The organism is Saccharopolyspora sp. NPDC047091 (genome assembly GCF_040643635.1).
Taxonomy (GTDB): domain Bacteria; phylum Actinomycetota; class Actinomycetes; order Mycobacteriales; family Pseudonocardiaceae; genus Saccharopolyspora_C.
This window is the reverse complement of record NZ_JBEYUS010000013.1, coordinates 93,299-110,339: the sequence shown is the minus strand read 5'-3', so window position 1 is coordinate 110,339 and position 17,041 is coordinate 93,299. Positions and strand designations below refer to the sequence as shown.

Here is a 17,041-nt window from a genome sequence, read left to right as displayed (position 1 = left end):
GCCCGGCGGGGCCCCTCCCCCCCGGCGGGCCTCCACCCCCCCCGTCGGGTTTTAACCGCCCCTTACCACAAATATTTCTGGACGAACGGTCCGTTCACTCCCGCTCAGCCGATGGCGCGCCCCGCGTACTCCGGCGCCGGTTCGGTGCACTCCGCGATGCGCGCCGCGATCTCGTCCGGGAACGGCACCGCGCGGCCCGCGGCCGAATCGACGTGCAGCGCCAGCAGCTCCTCGGTGGCCACCGCGGTCCCGTCCACCACCATCTCGTGGCACAGCACCAGCTTCTTCGGCCCGCCGCCGACGATCCGCGAGGTCACCACCAGCTCTGCGTCCGGCCCGACCTCGCGCAGGTAGCGGACGTGCGCCTCCACGGTGTATAGCGACCGGCCGGTCTCCAAATACGCGGCGTCCAGGCCGAGCCGGTCCATCACCGCGTCGGTGGCGAAGCCGAACACCAGCACGTAGTAGGCCTCGCTGAGGTGCCCGTTGTAGTCGATCCACTCGGGCCGCACCCGCTGCCGGAACTCGGTCACGCGCCACCACTCCGGACGGCCCGCACCGCGCGCAGCACCGCGATCACCGCGCGGTCCCGGTCGGCGACCAGCTCGGCGATGCTGCGCCCGTCGGCGGTCTCCTCGCAGCCCTGCACCATCCGGTCCCGCAGCTCGGCGGTCAGCTCCGGTGCCTCCAGCCGGGTCCACGGCGATTTCAGCGAGGGCCCGAAGTGGTCGAGCATGTGCGCCATGCCGCCTTCGCCGCCCGCGAGGTGGAAGGTCAGGCAGGGCCCGAGGAACGGCCAGCGCAGCCCCGGCCCTTCGGTGATGGAGGCGTCGATCTGCTCCACGGTCGCCTCGCCTTCGGCGACCATGTGCAGCGCCTCCCGCCACAGCGCCTCCTGCAACCGGTTCGCGATGAACCCGGGCACCTCCCGGTCCATCGTGATCACCGATTTCCCGGCGACCTCGAAGAACCGGGACGCCCAGGCGACCGCCTCCGGGGAGGTGCGCTCGCCGCCGACGACCTCCACCAGCGGGATGAGGTACGGCGGGTTGAACGGGTGCCCGACCACGAGGCGTTCCGGGGTGGCGCAGCGCTGCTGCATCTCGGTCATGCCGTAACCGGAGGTGGACGAGGACACCACGACGCCGGGCGGGGTGGCCGCGTCGATCCGGGCCAGCAGGTCCTGCTTGAGCTCCAGGTCCTCCGGCGCGCTCTCCTGCACGAACTCGGCGCCCGCGACCGCGTCCTCCAGGGTGGCGGTGACGGTGAGCGCGTCCCGGGACGCGCCGGGGGCCAGGTCCAGTTCGGTCAGCGCGGGCCACGCCGCGTCCACCAGCCGCCGCAGCTTCTCCGCCGCGTCCGGCGCCGGGTCCCACGCCGTGACCCGGTAACCGCGGGCCAGGAAGTGCGCCGCCCAGCCGCCGCCGATCACGCCTGCGCCGATGCAGGCGACCTCGCGCACCGCCTCCGGTGCCACCGGGGCCGCCATCAGGCGGTCCGCCGCTTCAGGCCGAGCTTCGCGCGCGCCTGGTCGGGGGTGGCGATCCGTGCGCCCATGCCCTCGATGATCGTCACGGCGCGCTCGACGAGCTGCGCGTTGGTGGCCTTCACGCCCTTGCTCAGGTAGAGGTTGTCCTCCAGCCCGACGCGGACCTGGCCGCCGAGCAGCGCGGACTGCGCCACCCACGGCAGCTGGTTGCGGCCGATCGCGAAGCTCGCCCAGTTGGCGCCCTCCGGCAGCATGTTCACCATCGCCTGCAGCACGCCCGGGTCGGCGGGGGCGCCGTACGGGATGCCGGTGCACAGCTGGAAAAGCGGCGGCGGGTCGATGAGGCCCTCGTCGATGAGCTTGGTGGCGAACCACAGCTGCCCGGTGTCGAAGATCTCCAGCTCCGGCTTCACGCCGAGCTCCTGGATGCGCTTCGCGCCGGCCCGCAGCATGTCGGGGGTGCTGATGTAGAGCTGGCTGCCCTCGCCGAAGTTCAGCGAACCGCAGTCCATGGTGCAGATGTCCGGCAGCAGCTCTTCGACGTGCGGCAGCCGGTCGAGGCCGTTGACCAGGTCGGTGCCGTCGACGGGCTTGAGCGGGTCGTCCGGGTCGATCACCAGGTCGCCGCCCATCCCGGCGGTCAGGTTGATGACGACGTCCACATCGGACTCGCGGATGCGGCGCACGACCTCGCGGTAGAGCGGGACCTCGCGGGAGCCCTGGCCGGTCTCGACGTCGCGCACGTGGATGTGCACCACGGCGGCGCCCGCGTTGGCGGCCTGCACGGCGGACTCGGCGATCTGCTCGGGGGTCACCGGTACGTGCTCGCTGCGGCCGACGGTGTCGCCCGCTCCCGTCAACGCGGCGGTGATGATCACTTCCTCGTTCATGCGCCCTCCCTGTCGCGGTCGGCCCGGCGCGGGCCGCGGTGACGCTAGCAAGCGAGTTGCGAAATTCGCAATGCTCCGTCCGGGGAGGGATGCACCGGGAGGCAGAAAGGCCGGAAATCCAGCGAAAGAACCGGCCGCGAGTGCGGGGGAGAACTGATCATCGAGTCAGTCGATCGCACGGTCCGGCCGCCGCGCCCGTTGGCCGGCGAACCGGGGGAGCGCGAACAAGGCGGACCGCGACCGGCCGGATCAAGAGGAGGACCCCGACGGCCGGATCGAGGAACGGACCGCGAGGGAGCGGATCAAAAGGCGGACCGCGAACGGGTGAACCAAGGGGCGGACTGCGAGTGAGCGGGCCGAAGGGCGAGCCAAGGACGGGCCACGAACGTCCGGATCAAGAGGAGCCCTACGAACGTCCGGACCAAGGGGCGAACCAGGATCCGGCCTACGAGCGAGCGAACCAGCGAGCGGATCACGAACGCGCCGACCACGAGCGGACCCGGCGCGCCGACCGCGCCGCGCTCACCGGCTGAACCAGAACGCCTTCGTCACGGCCAGGAACTCGCGCCGCGCACCGCGCGCGGACACCCGCCGCAACCCGTCCGCCGCCGCGTCGTGCCCCACCCCGCAGGCGTCCATCCCGGCGCGGCGGCACAGCGCGATCGACCGGCGCAGGTGGAACTTCGAGGTCACCACGGTCACCGCGTGCAGCCCGAAGTCCGCGACCGCGCCGCGGCAGGACGCCCAGGTGTCCACACCGGACTCGTCCATCACCACCGCCCGCTCCGGAATCCCGTGGCGCAGCAGGAAGTCCCGCATCACGACCGGTTCGCTGTACCCGCGGGAGTGCGGGCTGCCGCTGACCAGGATCCACCGCACCCGGCCCGCCCGGTGCAGCTCCACCGCGACGGCGAGCCTGCCCTGCAGGATCCGGCTCGGCAGCCCGTCGCGGCGCACCCCGGCGCCCAGCACCAGCGCGACCTCGGCGTCGGGCACGTCGGCCACCGTCCGCACCCGGCCACGGCTGCGCACCAGCACCCACCACGACGGCGCCGCGGCCACCGCCGCCGCCATCACCGCCGCACCACACCATCGCCCGCGCACCCGGCAAGTGTGCCGTGCCGCGGCCGGGTCGCCGACAGCGGCTGAACGGGTGCCGCCCGGACCGCGCCGGACGGCACCCGCGCCGGATCAGGCCCCGCGCAGCCTCGGTTCGCCGTCGGCGACGGTGAAGCTCTGCGCGGTGCTCGCCGCGCCGTCCGGCTTCGTCACGTGCGGCACCGTCCGGTAGTCCGCCCGCAGCTCGTCCGCGCCGAACCGGGTGCGCACGTAGCCGCGGCGGTTCCGGTGGAACTTGATGTGCGGGTTCTCCGCCAGCACGGCCGACTTCGGGTCGTCGTCCCCGTCGCCGCCGCTGGTGATCGAGGTGGTGACCAGCTCGGTGCCGACCACCGCCGAGTCCGGGTCCTCGTGCGCGGCCTGCACCTCCGCGGCCCAGTGCCGGTGCACGTCGCCGGTCAGCACCACCGCGTTGCGCGCCTGCGCGAGCCCCGCGGCGATCCGGTCCCGGTTCGCCACGTAGCCCGCCCACGAGTCGGTGCTGAACGCGACGCCCTCGTCCACGTCGTTGTCCAGCCGGGAGAAGAACACCTGCTGGCCCAGCACGTCCCAGCGCGCCTCCGAGGCCGCGATCCCGTCCAGCAGCCAGCGCTCCTGCTCGGCGCCGGTGATCGTGCGGTCCGGTTCCAGCCGCTCCGCGCAGTCCACGTTCCCGGCGTCGTCGCAGGGCTGGTCGTCGCGGTACTGGCGGGTGTCGAGCATGTGGAACGTGGCCAGCCCGCCCCACTCCAACCGGCGGTACAGCCGCATGTCGGCGCCGACGGGCTTGGCCGAGGAGCGCAGCGGCATGTTCTCGTAGTACGCCTGGAACGCGGCGGCGCGCCGGTCGAGGAAGTGCTCGTCGGGCGTCTCCGGCACGTCCCCGGCCCAGTTGTTCTCGGTCTCGTGGTCGTCCCACACCACGATCCAGGGCGCGGTGGCGTGCGCGAGCTGCAGGTCGGCGTCGGTCTTGTACTGGGCGTGCCGCTGCCGGTAGTTCGCCAGCGTGCGGGTCTCCGGCCCGAGCACCCGCCGCACGTCCTCGTCCTCCGCGGCGTACTCGTACTGGTAGTCGCCGAGGTGCAGGATCAACCCGGGCTGGTCCTCGGCCATCCGCCGGTAGGCGGTGAAGTGGCCCTGGCCGAAGTGCGCGCAGGACGCGAAGCACATGGTCAGCGGGTCGAGCGAGCCGGGCGCGGGGGCGGTGCGGGTGAAGCCGGTGCGGGACACGGCGCCTCCGGTGCGGAACCGGTAGTAGTACTCGGCGCCGGGCCGCAGTCCTTCGAGCTCGACGTGCACGCTGTGGCCGAGTTCCGGGGCGGCCTGGGCCCGCCCGCGCTGCACGACGCGGCTGAACCGCTCGTCCTCGGCGACCTCCCACTCCACGTCGACGGCCTTGCCGGGCATGCCGCCGCGGCCGTCGTCGGCGGTCGGGTCGGGGGCGAGCCTGGTCCAGAGCACGACGCCGTCCGGCGCCGGGTCGCCGGAGGCGACGCCGAGGGTGAACGGGTCGCCGAGCGGGCGGCCGGTGCCCGCGCCGGGCAGCGAGAGCGGTCCGGCGAGCGCGGTTCCGGCGAGTGCGGTGGTGCCCAGCGCCGCGGCGCCGCCGAGCAGCACGGCACGGCGGGACACGGATCGGGACGTGGTGGGGTCGGGCATTCGGGCGGTCCTCCCAGAGACGTCGGTGGTCGCCGCGGCCGACGTGCTCGGTGCACGTCGAAGCAGGGTTGCGTCCTGCTTTCGGCTTCACTCGAACGAGTGGAAAGGTATCCGCGCCCGGTGGGCATCCGGTTAACTTCTGGCGAAGACGGGTTGTTGATCACCGCGACCGCGCCGGAGGGTCCTCCCGAGGAGCGGGAGGAACGTTCAGCGCGGGCGCCAGCCGGACCGGCCGGGAGGCCCGGACGGGCCGGGTGGACGAGAGGGGCGAGGGCGGCGTTCCCACGGACGGTTCGTGGGCTTCGTCGGAGCCATGCGGCAGAACCTAAGCCACAGCCCCTCGATGGTGTGAACCGCCATCGGGTTCCGGTGACATTTCCCGCATGCCGATCTACCTGCGAAGATCGGCAGCAGGGGCCGGTCGGCGGCGACCGCGCCGCGCCGCCGGCCGGCCCGCCCCTCGCGGGGTGGACCCGGCCCCACCTCGGCGGTTCCGCGCCGGGAAGATCGGCTGCCGGAACGTCCTCCGCGATCACCGGAGATCCACTCCTCGGTATCCGAGCGCGCACTGCGGGTGTCCGCCGTCCGGAGCGGGGCCCGGGAGCGCCCGGCGTCGCGCGCTCCGCGCCTTCGAGTGACGGCGGATCGGGTGCCCGGTTGTTGAGGCTTGGCACTCGCGTGGGTAGAGTGCCAATCAGCACGGCGCCGCTGCGCCCCGGCACCCGCGACGACGGGGAGCCACGGAGCCGTCACCCAAACCACAGCCAACGCTTACGCAGGCCCCAGAAGGTGGAGGTCACACCGTGGCGAGCATCAAGCCGCTTGAGGACAAGATCGTTGTCCAGGCGAGCGAAGCCGAGACGACCACTGCGTCCGGCATCGTGATCCCGGACACCGCCAAGGAGAAGCCCCAGGAGGGCAAGGTCCTGGCCGTCGGCCCGGGTCGTGTCGACGACAAGGGCAACCGCGTCCCCGTCGACGTGCAGGAAGGTGACGTCGTCATCTACTCCAAGTACGGCGGCACCGAGGTCAAGTACAACGGCGAGGAGTACCTGATCCTCTCCGCCCGCGACGTGCTGGCCGTCGTCAACTGACGATCCCGCACCATGCGCATCCCACCGCCCCGGTGGTCCCGCCTCCGGGACCCCGGGGCGGTGGTCTATCCCAGGCCGGACGTCGTGCCCGCACGCTGCGGCGACTCCGCCGACCCGACGCCGCACCCCGGCGGCCCACCGGACCGCTTCGGCGCGCCGGGTCGAACCGAGCTCGCGCCGGGGCGATCGCGACCGGCCTCCGAACACCCCATGCTGAAGGGCTGTTGAAACATGGCTAAGCAGATCAGCTTCGACGAGCAGGCGCGCCGCGCGCTGGAGCGCGGTGTCAACCAGCTCGCCGACGCCGTGAAGGTGACCCTCGGGCCGCGCGGCAGGCACGTGGTGCTGGACAAGCAGTTCGGCGGCCCGCAGGTCACCAACGACGGCGTCACCATCGCGCGCGAGATCGAGCTCGACGACCCGTACGAGAACCTCGGCGCCCAGCTCGCCAAGAACGTCGCCACCAAGACCAACGACGTCGCGGGCGACGGCACCACCACCGCGACCGTCCTGGCCCAGGCCCTGGTGAAGGAAGGCCTGCGCAACCTGGCCGCCGGCGCCAACCCGGCGTCGCTCGGCAAGGGCATCCAGGCCGCCACCGACGCGGTCGTCGAGGCGCTCAAGGCCAAGGCCACCCCGGTCAAGGGCCGCGACAACATCGCCCAGATCGCCACCGTCTCCTCCCGCGACGAGAACATCGGCGCGCTGGTCGGCGAGGCGATGGAGAAGGTCGGCGAGGACGGCGTCATCAGCATCGAGGAGTCCTCGACGCTGGCCACCGAGCTCGAGGTCACCGAGGGCGTCCAGTTCGACAAGGGCTTCGTCTCCCCGTACTTCGTCACCGACGCGGAGCGGCAGGAAGCGGTCCTCGAGGACACCCAGATCCTGCTGCACCGGGACAAGATCTCGAACATCCAGGACCTGCTGCCGCTGCTGGAGAAGGTCGCCCAGAACGGCAAGCCGCTGCTGATCATCGCGGAGGACGTCGAGGGCGAGGCGCTGTCCACCCTGGTCGTCAACGCGATCCGCAAGACCTTCAAGGTCGTCGCGGTCAAGGCCCCCTACTTCGGCGACCGCCGCAAGGCGTTCCTGGATGACCTCGCCGCCGTCACCGGCGCGGAGGTCATCGCCCCCGAGGTCGGGCTCAAGCTCTCCGAGGCCGGCCCCGAGGTCCTGGGCAGCGCCCGCCGCGTCACCGTCACCAAGGACGACACCATCCTCGTCGACGGGCACGGCAGCAAGGACGACGTGCAGGCCCGGGTCGAGCAGATCCGCAAGGAGATCGAGGCCAGCGACTCCGACTGGGACCGGGAGAAGCTGCAGGAGCGGCTCGCCAAGCTCGCGGGCGGCGTCGCCGTGATCAAGGTCGGCGCGGCCACCGAGACCGAGCTCAAGGAGCGCAAGTCCCGCATCGAGGACGCCGTCGCGGCGTCCAAGGCGGCGGCCGAAGAGGGCAGCGTCCCCGGCGGCGGCTCCAGCCTCATCCACGCGTCCAAGGCGCTGGAAGGCGACCTCGGCCTCACCGGCGACGAGGCCACCGGCGTGCGGCTCGTCCGCAAGGCCCTCGAAGCCCCGCTGTTCTGGATCGCCAGCAACGCGGGCCAGGAAGGCGCCGTCGTCGTCTCCAAGGTCCGCGACCTGGACTGGGGCGCCGGCTACAACGCCGCGAACCTCACCTTCGGCGACCTGATCGAGCCGGGCATCGTCGACCCGCTGAAGGTCACCCGGTCCGCGGTCGCCAACGCGGCCTCCATCGCGCGCATGGTGCTCACCACCGAGAGCGCCGTGGTGGAGAAGCCGGAGGAGGAAGCGGAGCAGGCCGCGGGCCACGGCCACGGCCACTCCCACTGACGACCGGGTCGTTCCGCTCGTCCCGCTCGGCGGGGCGGGCGGCGGCCCGCCGGCGGCCGAGCCACCGAGCGGGAGCACCGGGTGCTTCCGGGCGGTGCGCCTGCCGCCGGGGGAGGACGTGAATCAGGGGCGGCACCTTCGGGTGCCGCCCCTGATCTCTTTTCGCGCTCGCCCCGGGGGCCGCCGCGGATGACGCCCCTCGCAGTCATCCGATTCGGCCCGCCCGGCGCGGGCACCGCCACCGCCGTTCGCGCGGCGGTCGCGTCTCAACCGGCCAGTGCGGCCACCCGGCGCTTGCGGGTCTTGATGATCACTTCGCGCTCGGACTCCGAAAGCCCACCCCAGATCCCGTAAGGCTCCTGCACCGCCAGCGCGTGCCGACGGCACTGGTCCAGAACCGGGCAGTGCTGGCACACCTCTTTCGCCTTCGACTCACGCCGTGCCCGTGCCGGGCCGCGTTCGCCGTCGGGATGGAAGAAGTACGCGCTGTCCATCCCGCGGCACGAGCCCTTGATCTGCCAGTCCCAGATGTCCGCGTTCGGGCCTGGAAGACGTCGAGTGTCGGCCATTGCGACAACCACCTCCCACCGGTGGATCCCCTCCCCGCCACGGCGGCTGCCGTGGCCTCGCATGATCCAAGGTAGAACCGCGCCAATGCTTGTTCAACCCCTTTCGCGCCGAAAGCTGTTCACTGACGGGTGATCTCTGACCGGTGGCATCCGGGTGCACCCGCTTGCCAGCGGCCGCCACGATCCGGAACATGACCGCGTGACCATGCGGGAGGAACCCCTGTCCGGGCAGCACGGCGCCGCCCGGGCGGTTGATCCACGACTTGCCGACCACCCGGACGGCCCGGCACCCGCCGGAGGAGCCGGGGCCGCCGACGAAGATCGGAACGGCGCCCGCCGCAAGATCGCGGAGGGGACGTCCGGGGCGGACGCGCACCGGGGCGGCAGGCACCGCCGCGACCCGGAGCCCGAGGCCCGGCCGGACGTGGAAACCGCGGGCTCCGCCGAGACCGGGACGACGTCGGGGGAGTCGGGTTCGGGAGCCGTGGCGGACGACCGGCGGGACCCGCCGCGCGCCGACTTCGCCGCCGGATCGCTCGGCACCGACGCGGAGCTCGACGCGAGCCCGTCCGGAACCGAGCCGCACGACGCGGTCGAGCCGGAGGAACCCCGCCTCTCCGTGGCCGCCGTCGCCCGCAGGCTCGGCGTCGCGCCCGCCACCCTGCGCACCTGGGACCGCCGCTACGGCCTGGGGCCCACCGACCACGCCACCGGCCGCCACCGCCGCTACGGCCCCGAGGACGTCGCGCGGCTGGAGCAGATGCAGCGCGCCCTGCTGCGCGGCGCATCCCCGGCCGAAGCCGCCCGCTACGCGCTCGCCGCGACCCCGCCGCTGCCCCGGCACGGCGACGGCGCCGCGGCGCCCGCGGTCCCCGCGACCGGCGAGCCGGTCCTCATCTCCGGCGTGCTCGACCCGCTCGACGAGGAACCCGTCGCGGAGTCCACCGCCAACCCGGGCGGGCGCGGGCTGCGCCTGACCGGTGCCGGGCCGCGCGCCCGCGGGCTCGGCCGGGCGGTGCTCGCGCTGGACGCCTGGCACCAGCAGCGCCTGCTCGCCGAGTCCATCGAGCAGCAGGGCGTGCTCGCGACCTGGTCCGAGGTGCTGTCGCCGGTGCTGGCCGCGGTGACCGGGCGCTGGCAGCACACCGGGACCGGGGTGGAGGCGCTGCGGCTGCTCACCGACAGCGCGGCGACCGCGTTACGCGCGGTCCTGGCCGCCGCTCCCGAACCGCGCAACCCGCGTCCGGTGCTGCTGGCGCCGGTGCCGGGGGAGCAGCAGGAGCTGGAGCTGGTCGCGCTGGCCGCCGAACTGGCCGCCCGCGGCGTGGGGATCCGGTTGTTCGGCGCGGGCCTGCCGCCGGAGGGCCTGAACGCGGCGGTGCGCCGGGCGGCGCCCGCGGTGGTGGTGCTCTGGGCGGAGCAGCCGCACTACGCGGCGCCCGCCCTGCTGGCGGGCTTGCCCGGAACGCGGCAGCGGGCCCGGGTCTTCGCCGCCGGCGCGGGCTGGGCGCCGGGCCGGTTGCCGGGTCACGCGGAGACGGTTTCGACGCTCGCGGAGGCCGCGAAAGGCGTCGTTCGAGTCGTGCTCGATTGACCTGTGACGCAAATCACTTTTGGCAAGTTTCGGCTGACTGCCGGGTGTCGCGAGATCGGGTGTCTGATCGCCCGACAGGGCCACAACAGAGTGAATATCGCAGGTATGGGCCTTGAGCGAGGGGTGACATCGTCTCTCGCCCGTGCCCGCGTCGGACCCTGCTCCGTTCCGGTGAATATCTCGAACGAGTGGCGTGAGCCGATCTCTGGACGGATTCAGCACTAGATCGTGTCAAGGTTCCCCGGCTTGCGTCCGATAGGGGAAGAGGAACGTCACTCGCCTGCAGGAAGGAGTTCCCGTGACGACGGTCCTGATCTGCGATGACCGACGCAGCGTCCGGGAAGGGCTCACTCGCGTGATGTCTGCTGTCCCAGGAGTGAGTCGGATTGATTGCGTAGCACACGGTGACGAGCTGCTCGCGCGCTTCGCGCGGCAAGCGGTGGACGTCGTGCTGGTCGGCACCCAACGCGCGGTGCCGAACGGTGTCGAGGCCACCAGGCGGCTCGTCTCCGCCCACCCCCAGGCCAATGTGATCGTCTTCGGTGCGCCGGACGACGCGGGCAGCATCGCGGCGGCCATCGCCGGCGGTGCTCGTGGATATCTGCGCTGGGACGCCTCGCGGCCGGAGCTGGTCGCCGCGCTGGCGCACACCTTGGCCAGCACGTCCGTCCCCGCACCGCGGCAGCCGTCCGATCCGGGCGTGCAGCTCACCGAGCGCGAGCTGCAAGTGCTGCGGGGGATGAGCCAGGGGAAGAGCAACGGCCAGATCGGCCGCGAGCTCTACCTGTCCGAGGACACCGTCAAGACCCACGCCCGCCGGCTCTTCCGGAAGCTCGGAGTGCGGGATCGGGCGCAGGCGGTGGCGCACGGGTTCAGACGAGGGCTGGTCGCCTGAGTCGAACGGGACTCCGCGGAAGCCCACCTGCTCGCTCGATCATCCGGGTTCCGGTCGGCGCACCCAGTGCACCGATCGCCCGCGGGCGGCGGGCCGCGCCTCGCATCGCGCTCGTCCAGGGCGGTACGCCCCGGACGACTCCGGTGCCCGGCACAGCCCGGCGACCGGGTCCTCGCTCGCGAGGGCTCGACGGATGAGCCGAGGAGGTTCTGCGGGAGCTCCTTCCTGCTGTGTGACGCCCCTCGCCGGAACGCGGCCAGCGGCCGCCGCCCGGTTCACCTCGACGCCGCCGTTCGGGCTCGGCGGCGTCGACAGGACTTCGGTGTCCACCGTCATGTCCCGGTGCCGCATCGCCGGGACATGACGGCGGACACGTCTCATGACCCGGCCGGGACGAGCCGGGAGCCGACCGCCGTGTCGCGAACGCCCCCTACCATCCGTCGATCAGTGCCGGTTCCGGACTGGGCGGACGATGCTCGGGTGGATATCTGGTAGTTATGGTTACGTGACAACGACCGCAGCTGGCCCCCACTCCCTGTTCAGGGATCAGTCCTTTCCCGGTACGGTGACCTCGGCGCTGCGTGCGGTGCACGTGATGTTCGCCGAGCAAATCCGAGTCGCTTGAACGCGTAACACCAGGGCTGCTGTCTGCGATGAGCAACGTGGGGGACGGGCTGGACGCACTTGTAGGCGCCGCCGTCGACGGCGATCGTCAGTCGATCGAGCGCTTGCTGGCCGAAATCCGTCCTTTGGTGGTGCGGTATTGCCGCGCCAGGGTAGGACGAAACGAACGGTCGTTCGCTTCGGCGGACGACGTCGCCCAGGAAGTGTGCCTCGCCGTGCTGACGGCGTTGCCCAGCTACCGGGATCAAGGTCGTCCTTTCCTGGCGTTCGTATACGGCATCGCCGCGCACAAGGTGGCTGATGCTCATCGGGCGTCGGCCCGCAACCGCTCCGAGCCGGTGGCGGATGTTCCGGACACCCCGGAATCCGAGGCTGGACCGGAGCAGCGGGCCATGCAAGGTGAGCTTTCGGGCAGGATGGCGCAGCTGTTGCGCGTCCTCCCGGCCAAGCAGCGGGAGATCCTGCTGCTCCGGGTGGTCGTCGGGTTGTCCGCGGAGGAAACGGCCGAAGCGGTCGGTTCGACTCCGGGAGCGGTGCGAGTGGCACAGCACCGCGCACTGGCCCGGCTGCGCAAGACGCTGTCCGCGGAGGAGGTGGTCTGAATGGTCGAGCGGGAAGAACCGGAGCGCGCCCCGAAACGGGAGCACGCCTCGGACGATCCCGTCGATTCCGGCCGGCAGGACGACCGTGCGGGCGGAACGCGTGCGCCGGAGGATTCTCCGGCCGTGCCCGCCGCTGGCGAGGGAGCCGAGCTGATCGACAATCGAGAGTCCGACTCCGCCACCCCGGCGGCGTCCGGGTCGCACATCGCCGACGTCGCCGACGGTCCGGGATCGGACGCCGGGGACCACCCTACCGTCCATTCGGCCCATTCGGCCACGTCTTCGGAATCCGCTGAACGGACCGGCGGCTCCGGACCGGTGGGCGAACACGGCGAAGCGGTCGCGGACGCGGCGGACGAGCAGCGCACGATTCGCGTGGCGCGCCCCGAGGACGAGGTCACGACCGAACTCGGCACCTCGGCCGCGGAGGCCGGCGCCACCGTGCTGGACTTCCGACGACGACCGCTGCTCACCGACGCCGACACCGAGCAGGCCGCGGTCGCGGGGCTGATCGACGCCGACGAGGTCGGCTCGGAACCGCTGAACCTCTCCGAGCTGCAAGCCGACGACGCGCTGCTCGACGCGCTCGGCGGCACCAACCCGAACGTGCCCGCGGAGTCGGCCGACACCGCGCCCGCGCTGGAATCACTGCTGGTCGCGTGGCGGCGGGAGGTGGACGCGGCGCCGATCGGCGACCTGGTGGACACCGATGCCGCGGTCGCCGCGATCGCCGCGGGCAGCAGGCCGCGCCGCAAGTCCCGCCGCAGGCACCTGGTCCCGGTGGCCTCGGCCGCCGCGGTGCTGATGATCGGGTTCACCGGGGTCGGCCTCGCCGCCCGGGACGCGATGCCCGGCGACATGCTCTGGGGCGTGGCGCAGGTGCTCTACAGCGACGACCACACGGAGGAGGCCGCGGCCGCGCAGCGGGCGCAGTCGCAGCTGGACGAGGCGGAGCGCCTCTTGAACTCGGGCTACTACAGCGACGCGAAGGTGTCGCTGCAGCTGGCGCACCAGACCATGCAGAACGCCGGTTCGCGCCTCAAGGACCTGGAGCTGCGGCACCAGCTGCTGGAGTACCGCGTCCAGCACCCGCAGGTGCCCGACGATTCCACCTCGGAGTCCTCGTCGAGCTCGCGCCCGACGTCGACCTCCACCGTCGAACCGCCCCCGCCGTCGAACCCGCAGCTGCCGCCGCCGGACTGGCCGACGCCGACCTCGCCGACCACGCCGAGCTCCTCGCAGGAGCCGACGGAGCCGACGACGCAGCCGAGCGAGACCAGCGACAGCACCGACATGCCGTCCAGCGGGAACCCGGACGGCTCCACGTCGGCGCCGAACCACGGCGGCGGGCTGTTCCCGACGCCGAACTGACGCACGCAGCACTGACGCACGAATCCGGATCCGCGCCCGCGAAGGGCGCGGATCCGTTTCACGTTCTGGTGGGGAGCGCGCGAGGATCGCCGGCCGACGCTGGACCGCCGCTGACCGGCCACTGCTCGACCGGTGGTCAGCGGGTGTTCTCGTTCTCCGTCTCGGTGACGCCGTCGGCGAAGCCGCGGCAGTACTCCCAGCTCATGTACTCGCTGGGGTCCGGGGCGAACGCGGGCTCGTGCGGGCGCATCCGGCCATCGTGCAGCAACTGCTCGAGGCTGGAGCGCAGCAGCTCCCAATCGTGGTAGTGCGGTTCACCGCAGTCGGTGCAGTCCACGACGATGCCGCGGACACCACGCGGTTCCAGCAGCGCCTGGTAGACGGCCAGGTCGGTGAGGTCGGAGAGGAGCTCGGCCCGTTCGTCCTCGCCCAGCGGCGGGCCGAACTCGGGCTCCTGGTCGTCGAGCGCTCTGCTCGGGTCGTCCGGGTCGCCCGCGAACGGGTCTGGGGGCAGCGGATCGTGCGGCACGCCCGGCACGGTACCGCCCACCGCGACCTGCACCGCCCCTCGGGGCGCCCGCGCGGGTGCGCCCGTGCGTTGCACCACCGCTTCCCATGTCTGACCAGCGGGGTCTCTATCATGGGTCAATCGCACCTGCCGCTCGCGCCGGGGACGTCGTCGAACCGCCGCCTCCGGTGCCCGGTATCGCCGATGAGCCCCCGCCCGGAACCTTCGGTCACCACACCGTTGCTTGCAGGAAGGCACACCGCCTCGCCATGACCAGCGAACTCACCGCCCCCGGTTTCCCTGCGAAGTTCGCGACGCTCGGGTTGACCTTCGATGACGTGCTGCTGCTTCCCGATGAGTCCGATGTGATCCCCAGCGGCGTCGACACGGGAACGCAGCTGTCGCGCAACGTGCGCCTGCGGGTTCCGCTGCTGTCCGCCGCGATGGACACCGTGACCGAGGCGCGGATGGCGATCGCCATGGCCCGCCAGGGCGGCGTCGGCATCCTGCAGCGGAACCTGTCGGTGGAGGAGCAGGCCGCGCAGGCCGAGGTCGTGAAGCGCTCCGAAGCCGGCATGGTCACCGACCCGGTGACCTGCTCGCCGGAGGACACCATGGCCGAAGTGGACGCGCTGTGCGCCCGCTTCCGGATCTCCGGCGTCCCCGTCACCGACCCCGACGGCACCCTCGTCGGCATCATCACCAACCGCGACATGCGGTTCGAGGTGGACCACACCCGTCGGGTGCGCGAGATCATGACGCCCGCGCCGCTGGTGACCGCGCAGGTCGGCGTCACCGCCGAGGCCGCGCTCGGCCTGCTGCGCAGGCACAAGGTCGAGAAGCTGCCGATCGTGGACAACGCGGGCAAGCTGCGCGGCCTGATCACTGTCAAGGACTTCGTCAAGACCGAGCAGTACCCCAACGCCACCAAGGACCCGGACGGCCGGCTGCTGTGCGGCGCCGCGGTCGGCGTCGGCGCCGACTCGCACGAGCGGGCCATGGCGCTGGTCGACGCCGGGGTGGACGTGCTGGTCGTGGACACCGCGCACGGGCACTCCCGGGCCGTCGTGGACACCGTGGCCACCCTGAAGAAGGAGCTGGGCCACTCGGTCGACGTCATCGGCGGCAACGTCGCCACCCGCGCCGGGGCGCAGGCGCTCGTCGACGCGGGCGCCGACGCCGTCAAGGTCGGCGTCGGGCCGGGCTCGATCTGCACCACCCGCGTCGTCGCGGGCGTCGGCGTCCCGCAGATCAGCGCCATCTACGAGGCCGACCAGGCTTGCAGGCCCGCCGGGGTGCCGATCATCGGTGACGGCGGCATCCAGTACTCCGGGGACATCCCGAAGGCCATCGCCGCCGGTGCCAGCAGCGTGATGCTGGGCAGCCTGCTCGCGGGCACCGCCGAATCGCCCGGGGACCTGGTGCTGGTCAACGGCAAGCAGTTCAAGGTGTACCGGGGCATGGGTTCGCTCGGCGCGATGCAGAGCCGCGGGCAGGGCCGGTCGTACTCGAAGGACCGCTACTTCCAGGACGACGTGCTGTCCGAGGACAAGCTGGTGCCGGAGGGCATCGAGGGCCGGGTGCCGTTCCGCGGGCCGCTCGCGCAGGTGGTGGACCAGCTCGTCGGCGGGCTGCGCTCCGGGATGGGCTACACCGGCTCGACCACCGTTCCCGAGCTGCAGCGGGCGAACCTGGTGCGGATCACCGCGGCGGGACTGAAGGAATCGCACCCGCACGACATCACGATGACCGTCGAGGCGCCGAACTACACGACCCGGTGAGGTGCGGGGCGCGGGAGCCGAGGGTTCCCGCGCCCTACTCCGCACCGGGTCACCCGCGCAGCTGCGCGGTCGCCCATTCCTCGAACGAGGTGGTCGGCAGGCCGAGCTCGGCCGCGAACTCCGGCCGGGCGGGTTGGCCGACCGCGTTCAACCACTCGTGCGTCGAACCCATCTCCGGCATGCCCGCCGCGCGCGCCGCCTCGACGTCCAGGTCGGGTGCGGTGAGCGGGACGCCGAGCGCGCCGGTGAGGATCTCGGCGATCCGCGTCATCGGCAGCCGGTCGCTCGCGAGCTCCAGCTCGACCCGGTGGAACCGCTCCGGTTCGGCGAAGGCCGCCGCGGCCGCCGCGCCGATGTCGGCGACCGCGATCAGGGCCAGCTCGGTGTCCGGCTTGATGACGCTGACCAGGCCGCCCTCGACGCCGCGGGGGAACAGGAACGCCATCTCGGGCCGGAAGTTCTCCATGAAGAACGGCGGCTTGAGCAACGTCCAGCTGGGGAAGTCGGCCGCCCGCACCAGGTCCTGGACGGCGCTCTTGGCGTCGAGAGTGGGGGCCATGTCGCGCCAGCGGCCCTCCGCCCAGCCGGGGGCCCGGGTGTGCTGACCGGCGCCGCTGACCGAGGTGTGCACGAATTGCGGCACCTCGGCGGCGCGCGCCGCCTCGACGAGGTTGCCGCCCTGGCTGACCTCACCGGCGAAGTCGAACCCGTCGGCGGTGATCTCGGGCATCTGCACCGAGAAGACGGCGCGGGCGCCGCGCACCGCGTCCGGCAGGGAGGCGGGATGGCGGAGGTCGCCGGTGACGAGTTCGGCGCCGAGCGCGCGCAGCTCGGTGGCGGGTCCGGTGGTGGCGTCGCGGACCAGGGCGCGGACGGGGACGCCCGCGGCGAGCAGGGCGCGGGCGGTGGCGCCGCCCTGCTTGCCGGTGGCGCCGGTGACCAGGACGGGTGCGGGGTTCGGGGGCATGCTCGGCTCCTCAGACGGTAAACGGCGGGGTCCGCCGTTTCTAGCATCG

Annotated in this window: 15 protein-coding genes; 7 read left to right on the top strand and 8 right to left on the bottom strand. The window is 72.5% G+C overall.

All coding sequences use genetic code 11. The features are described from left to right. Positions 1-104: 104 nt before the first annotated feature. From ABZ805_RS09225 to ABZ805_RS09205, 5 genes are all read right to left on the bottom strand, one after another. Entirely contained in the window at positions 105-533 is a 429-nt protein-coding gene (locus ABZ805_RS09225; RefSeq protein WP_358436670.1) for a thioesterase family protein, read from the bottom strand. Continuing rightward, complete coding sequence (locus ABZ805_RS09220; protein ID WP_358436667.1) at positions 530-1,489, bottom strand: 3-hydroxyacyl-CoA dehydrogenase NAD-binding domain-containing protein; 960 nt, start codon at positions 1,487-1,489, stop codon at positions 530-532. The genes ABZ805_RS09225 and ABZ805_RS09220 overlap by 4 nt, the downstream gene beginning before the upstream one ends. Beyond that, positions 1,489-2,379 carry a 3-keto-5-aminohexanoate cleavage protein gene (locus ABZ805_RS09215; RefSeq protein WP_358436664.1) on the bottom strand — a complete coding sequence of 297 codons (891 nt, stop codon included), beginning with the start codon at positions 2,377-2,379 and terminating at the stop codon, positions 1,489-1,491. The genes ABZ805_RS09220 and ABZ805_RS09215 overlap by 1 nt, the downstream gene beginning before the upstream one ends. 522 nt (positions 2,380-2,901) lie before the next feature. Then, positions 2,902-3,453 carry a YdcF family protein gene (locus tag ABZ805_RS09210; protein ID WP_358436661.1) on the bottom strand — a complete coding sequence of 184 codons (552 nt, stop codon included), beginning with the start codon at positions 3,451-3,453 and terminating at the stop codon, positions 2,902-2,904. A 117-nt stretch (positions 3,454-3,570) separates the two neighbouring features. Further along, positions 3,571-5,136 (bottom strand): alkaline phosphatase D family protein, encoded by a 1,566-nt coding sequence (locus tag ABZ805_RS09205; RefSeq protein ID WP_358436658.1) that lies wholly within the window; start codon positions 5,134-5,136, stop codon positions 3,571-3,573. An 803-nt stretch (positions 5,137-5,939) separates the two neighbouring features. Here ABZ805_RS09205 and groES point away from each other — a divergent pair. Beyond that, positions 5,940-6,230 carry a co-chaperone GroES gene (gene groES / locus ABZ805_RS09200; RefSeq protein ID WP_184483059.1) on the top strand — a complete coding sequence of 97 codons (291 nt, stop codon included), beginning with the start codon at positions 5,940-5,942 and terminating at the stop codon, positions 6,228-6,230. Positions 6,231-6,461: 231 nt separating this feature from the next. Continuing rightward, entirely contained in the window at positions 6,462-8,081 is a 1,620-nt protein-coding gene (groL, locus tag ABZ805_RS09195; RefSeq protein ID WP_358436654.1) for a chaperonin GroEL, read from the top strand. 266 nt (positions 8,082-8,347) lie between these two features. Here the strand turns inward: groL and ABZ805_RS09190 are convergent, their stop codons facing one another. Then, positions 8,348-8,650 carry a WhiB family transcriptional regulator gene (locus ABZ805_RS09190; RefSeq protein WP_224956128.1) on the bottom strand — a complete coding sequence of 101 codons (303 nt, stop codon included), beginning with the start codon at positions 8,648-8,650 and terminating at the stop codon, positions 8,348-8,350. 205 nt (positions 8,651-8,855) lie between these two features. On the opposite strand from ABZ805_RS09190, the gene ABZ805_RS09185 reads away from it, so the two are divergent. The 4 genes from ABZ805_RS09185 (at position 8,856) to ABZ805_RS09170 (ending at position 13,736) form a co-directional block, all read left to right on the top strand. Next, positions 8,856-10,244, top strand: coding sequence for a MerR family transcriptional regulator (locus tag ABZ805_RS09185; protein WP_358436686.1), 1,389 nt, complete (start codon positions 8,856-8,858; stop codon positions 10,242-10,244). A 298-nt stretch (positions 10,245-10,542) separates the two neighbouring features. Beyond that, complete coding sequence (locus ABZ805_RS09180) at positions 10,543-11,139, top strand: response regulator transcription factor (RefSeq protein WP_184483053.1); 597 nt, start codon at positions 10,543-10,545, stop codon at positions 11,137-11,139. A gap of 653 nt (positions 11,140-11,792) precedes the next feature. After that, the gene (locus ABZ805_RS09175) at positions 11,793-12,365 is read left to right on the top strand and encodes a sigma-70 family RNA polymerase sigma factor (protein WP_184483051.1); all 573 of its coding nucleotides are present in this window, start codon (positions 11,793-11,795) and stop codon (positions 12,363-12,365) included. A 318-nt stretch (positions 12,366-12,683) separates the two neighbouring features. After that, on the top strand, positions 12,684-13,736 hold the full coding sequence (locus ABZ805_RS09170; RefSeq protein WP_358436650.1) for an anti-sigma-D factor RsdA: 1,053 nt from the start codon (positions 12,684-12,686) through the stop codon (positions 13,734-13,736). A 136-nt stretch (positions 13,737-13,872) separates the two neighbouring features. Here the strand turns inward: ABZ805_RS09170 and ABZ805_RS09165 are convergent, their stop codons facing one another. Beyond that, complete coding sequence (locus ABZ805_RS09165) at positions 13,873-14,274, bottom strand: DUF5319 domain-containing protein (RefSeq protein WP_224968014.1); 402 nt, start codon at positions 14,272-14,274, stop codon at positions 13,873-13,875. A gap of 239 nt (positions 14,275-14,513) precedes the next feature. Between ABZ805_RS09165 and guaB the strand changes: the two genes are divergently transcribed. Further along, a complete protein-coding gene (guaB, locus tag ABZ805_RS09160; RefSeq protein ID WP_224956125.1) occupies positions 14,514-16,025 on the top strand; it encodes an IMP dehydrogenase in 1,512 nt (503 codons plus the stop codon). A gap of 49 nt (positions 16,026-16,074) precedes the next feature. Here the strand turns inward: guaB and ABZ805_RS09155 are convergent, their stop codons facing one another. Then, positions 16,075-16,992 (bottom strand): NmrA family NAD(P)-binding protein, encoded by a 918-nt coding sequence (locus tag ABZ805_RS09155; RefSeq protein ID WP_358436647.1) that lies wholly within the window; start codon positions 16,990-16,992, stop codon positions 16,075-16,077. Positions 16,993-17,041: the final 49 nt, after the last annotated feature.

Bases quoted from the DNA above. Each gene is read 5' to 3' on its own strand.
- ABZ805_RS09190 (WP_224956128.1), bottom strand. From the start codon at position 8,650: ATGGCCGACACTCGACGTCTTCCAGGCCCGAACGCGGACATCTGGGAC.
- ABZ805_RS09155 (WP_358436647.1), bottom strand. From the start codon at position 16,992: ATGCCCCCGAACCCCGCACCCGTCCTGGTCACCGGCGCCACCGGCAAG.
- ABZ805_RS09210 (WP_358436661.1), bottom strand. From the start codon at position 3,453: ATGGCGGCGGCGGTGGCCGCGGCGCCGTCGTGGTGGGTGCTGGTGCGC.
- guaB (WP_224956125.1), top strand. From the start codon at position 14,514: ATGACCAGCGAACTCACCGCCCCCGGTTTCCCTGCGAAGTTCGCGACG.
- ABZ805_RS09220 (WP_358436667.1), bottom strand. From the start codon at position 1,489: ATGGCGGCCCCGGTGGCACCGGAGGCGGTGCGCGAGGTCGCCTGCATC.
- ABZ805_RS09205 (WP_358436658.1), bottom strand. From the start codon at position 5,136: ATGCCCGACCCCACCACGTCCCGATCCGTGTCCCGCCGTGCCGTGCTG.
- ABZ805_RS09215 (WP_358436664.1), bottom strand. From the start codon at position 2,379: ATGAACGAGGAAGTGATCATCACCGCCGCGTTGACGGGAGCGGGCGAC.
- groL (WP_358436654.1), top strand. From the start codon at position 6,462: ATGGCTAAGCAGATCAGCTTCGACGAGCAGGCGCGCCGCGCGCTGGAG.
- ABZ805_RS09185 (WP_358436686.1), top strand. From the start codon at position 8,856: ATGCGGGAGGAACCCCTGTCCGGGCAGCACGGCGCCGCCCGGGCGGTT.
- ABZ805_RS09175 (WP_184483051.1), top strand. From the start codon at position 11,793: ATGAGCAACGTGGGGGACGGGCTGGACGCACTTGTAGGCGCCGCCGTC.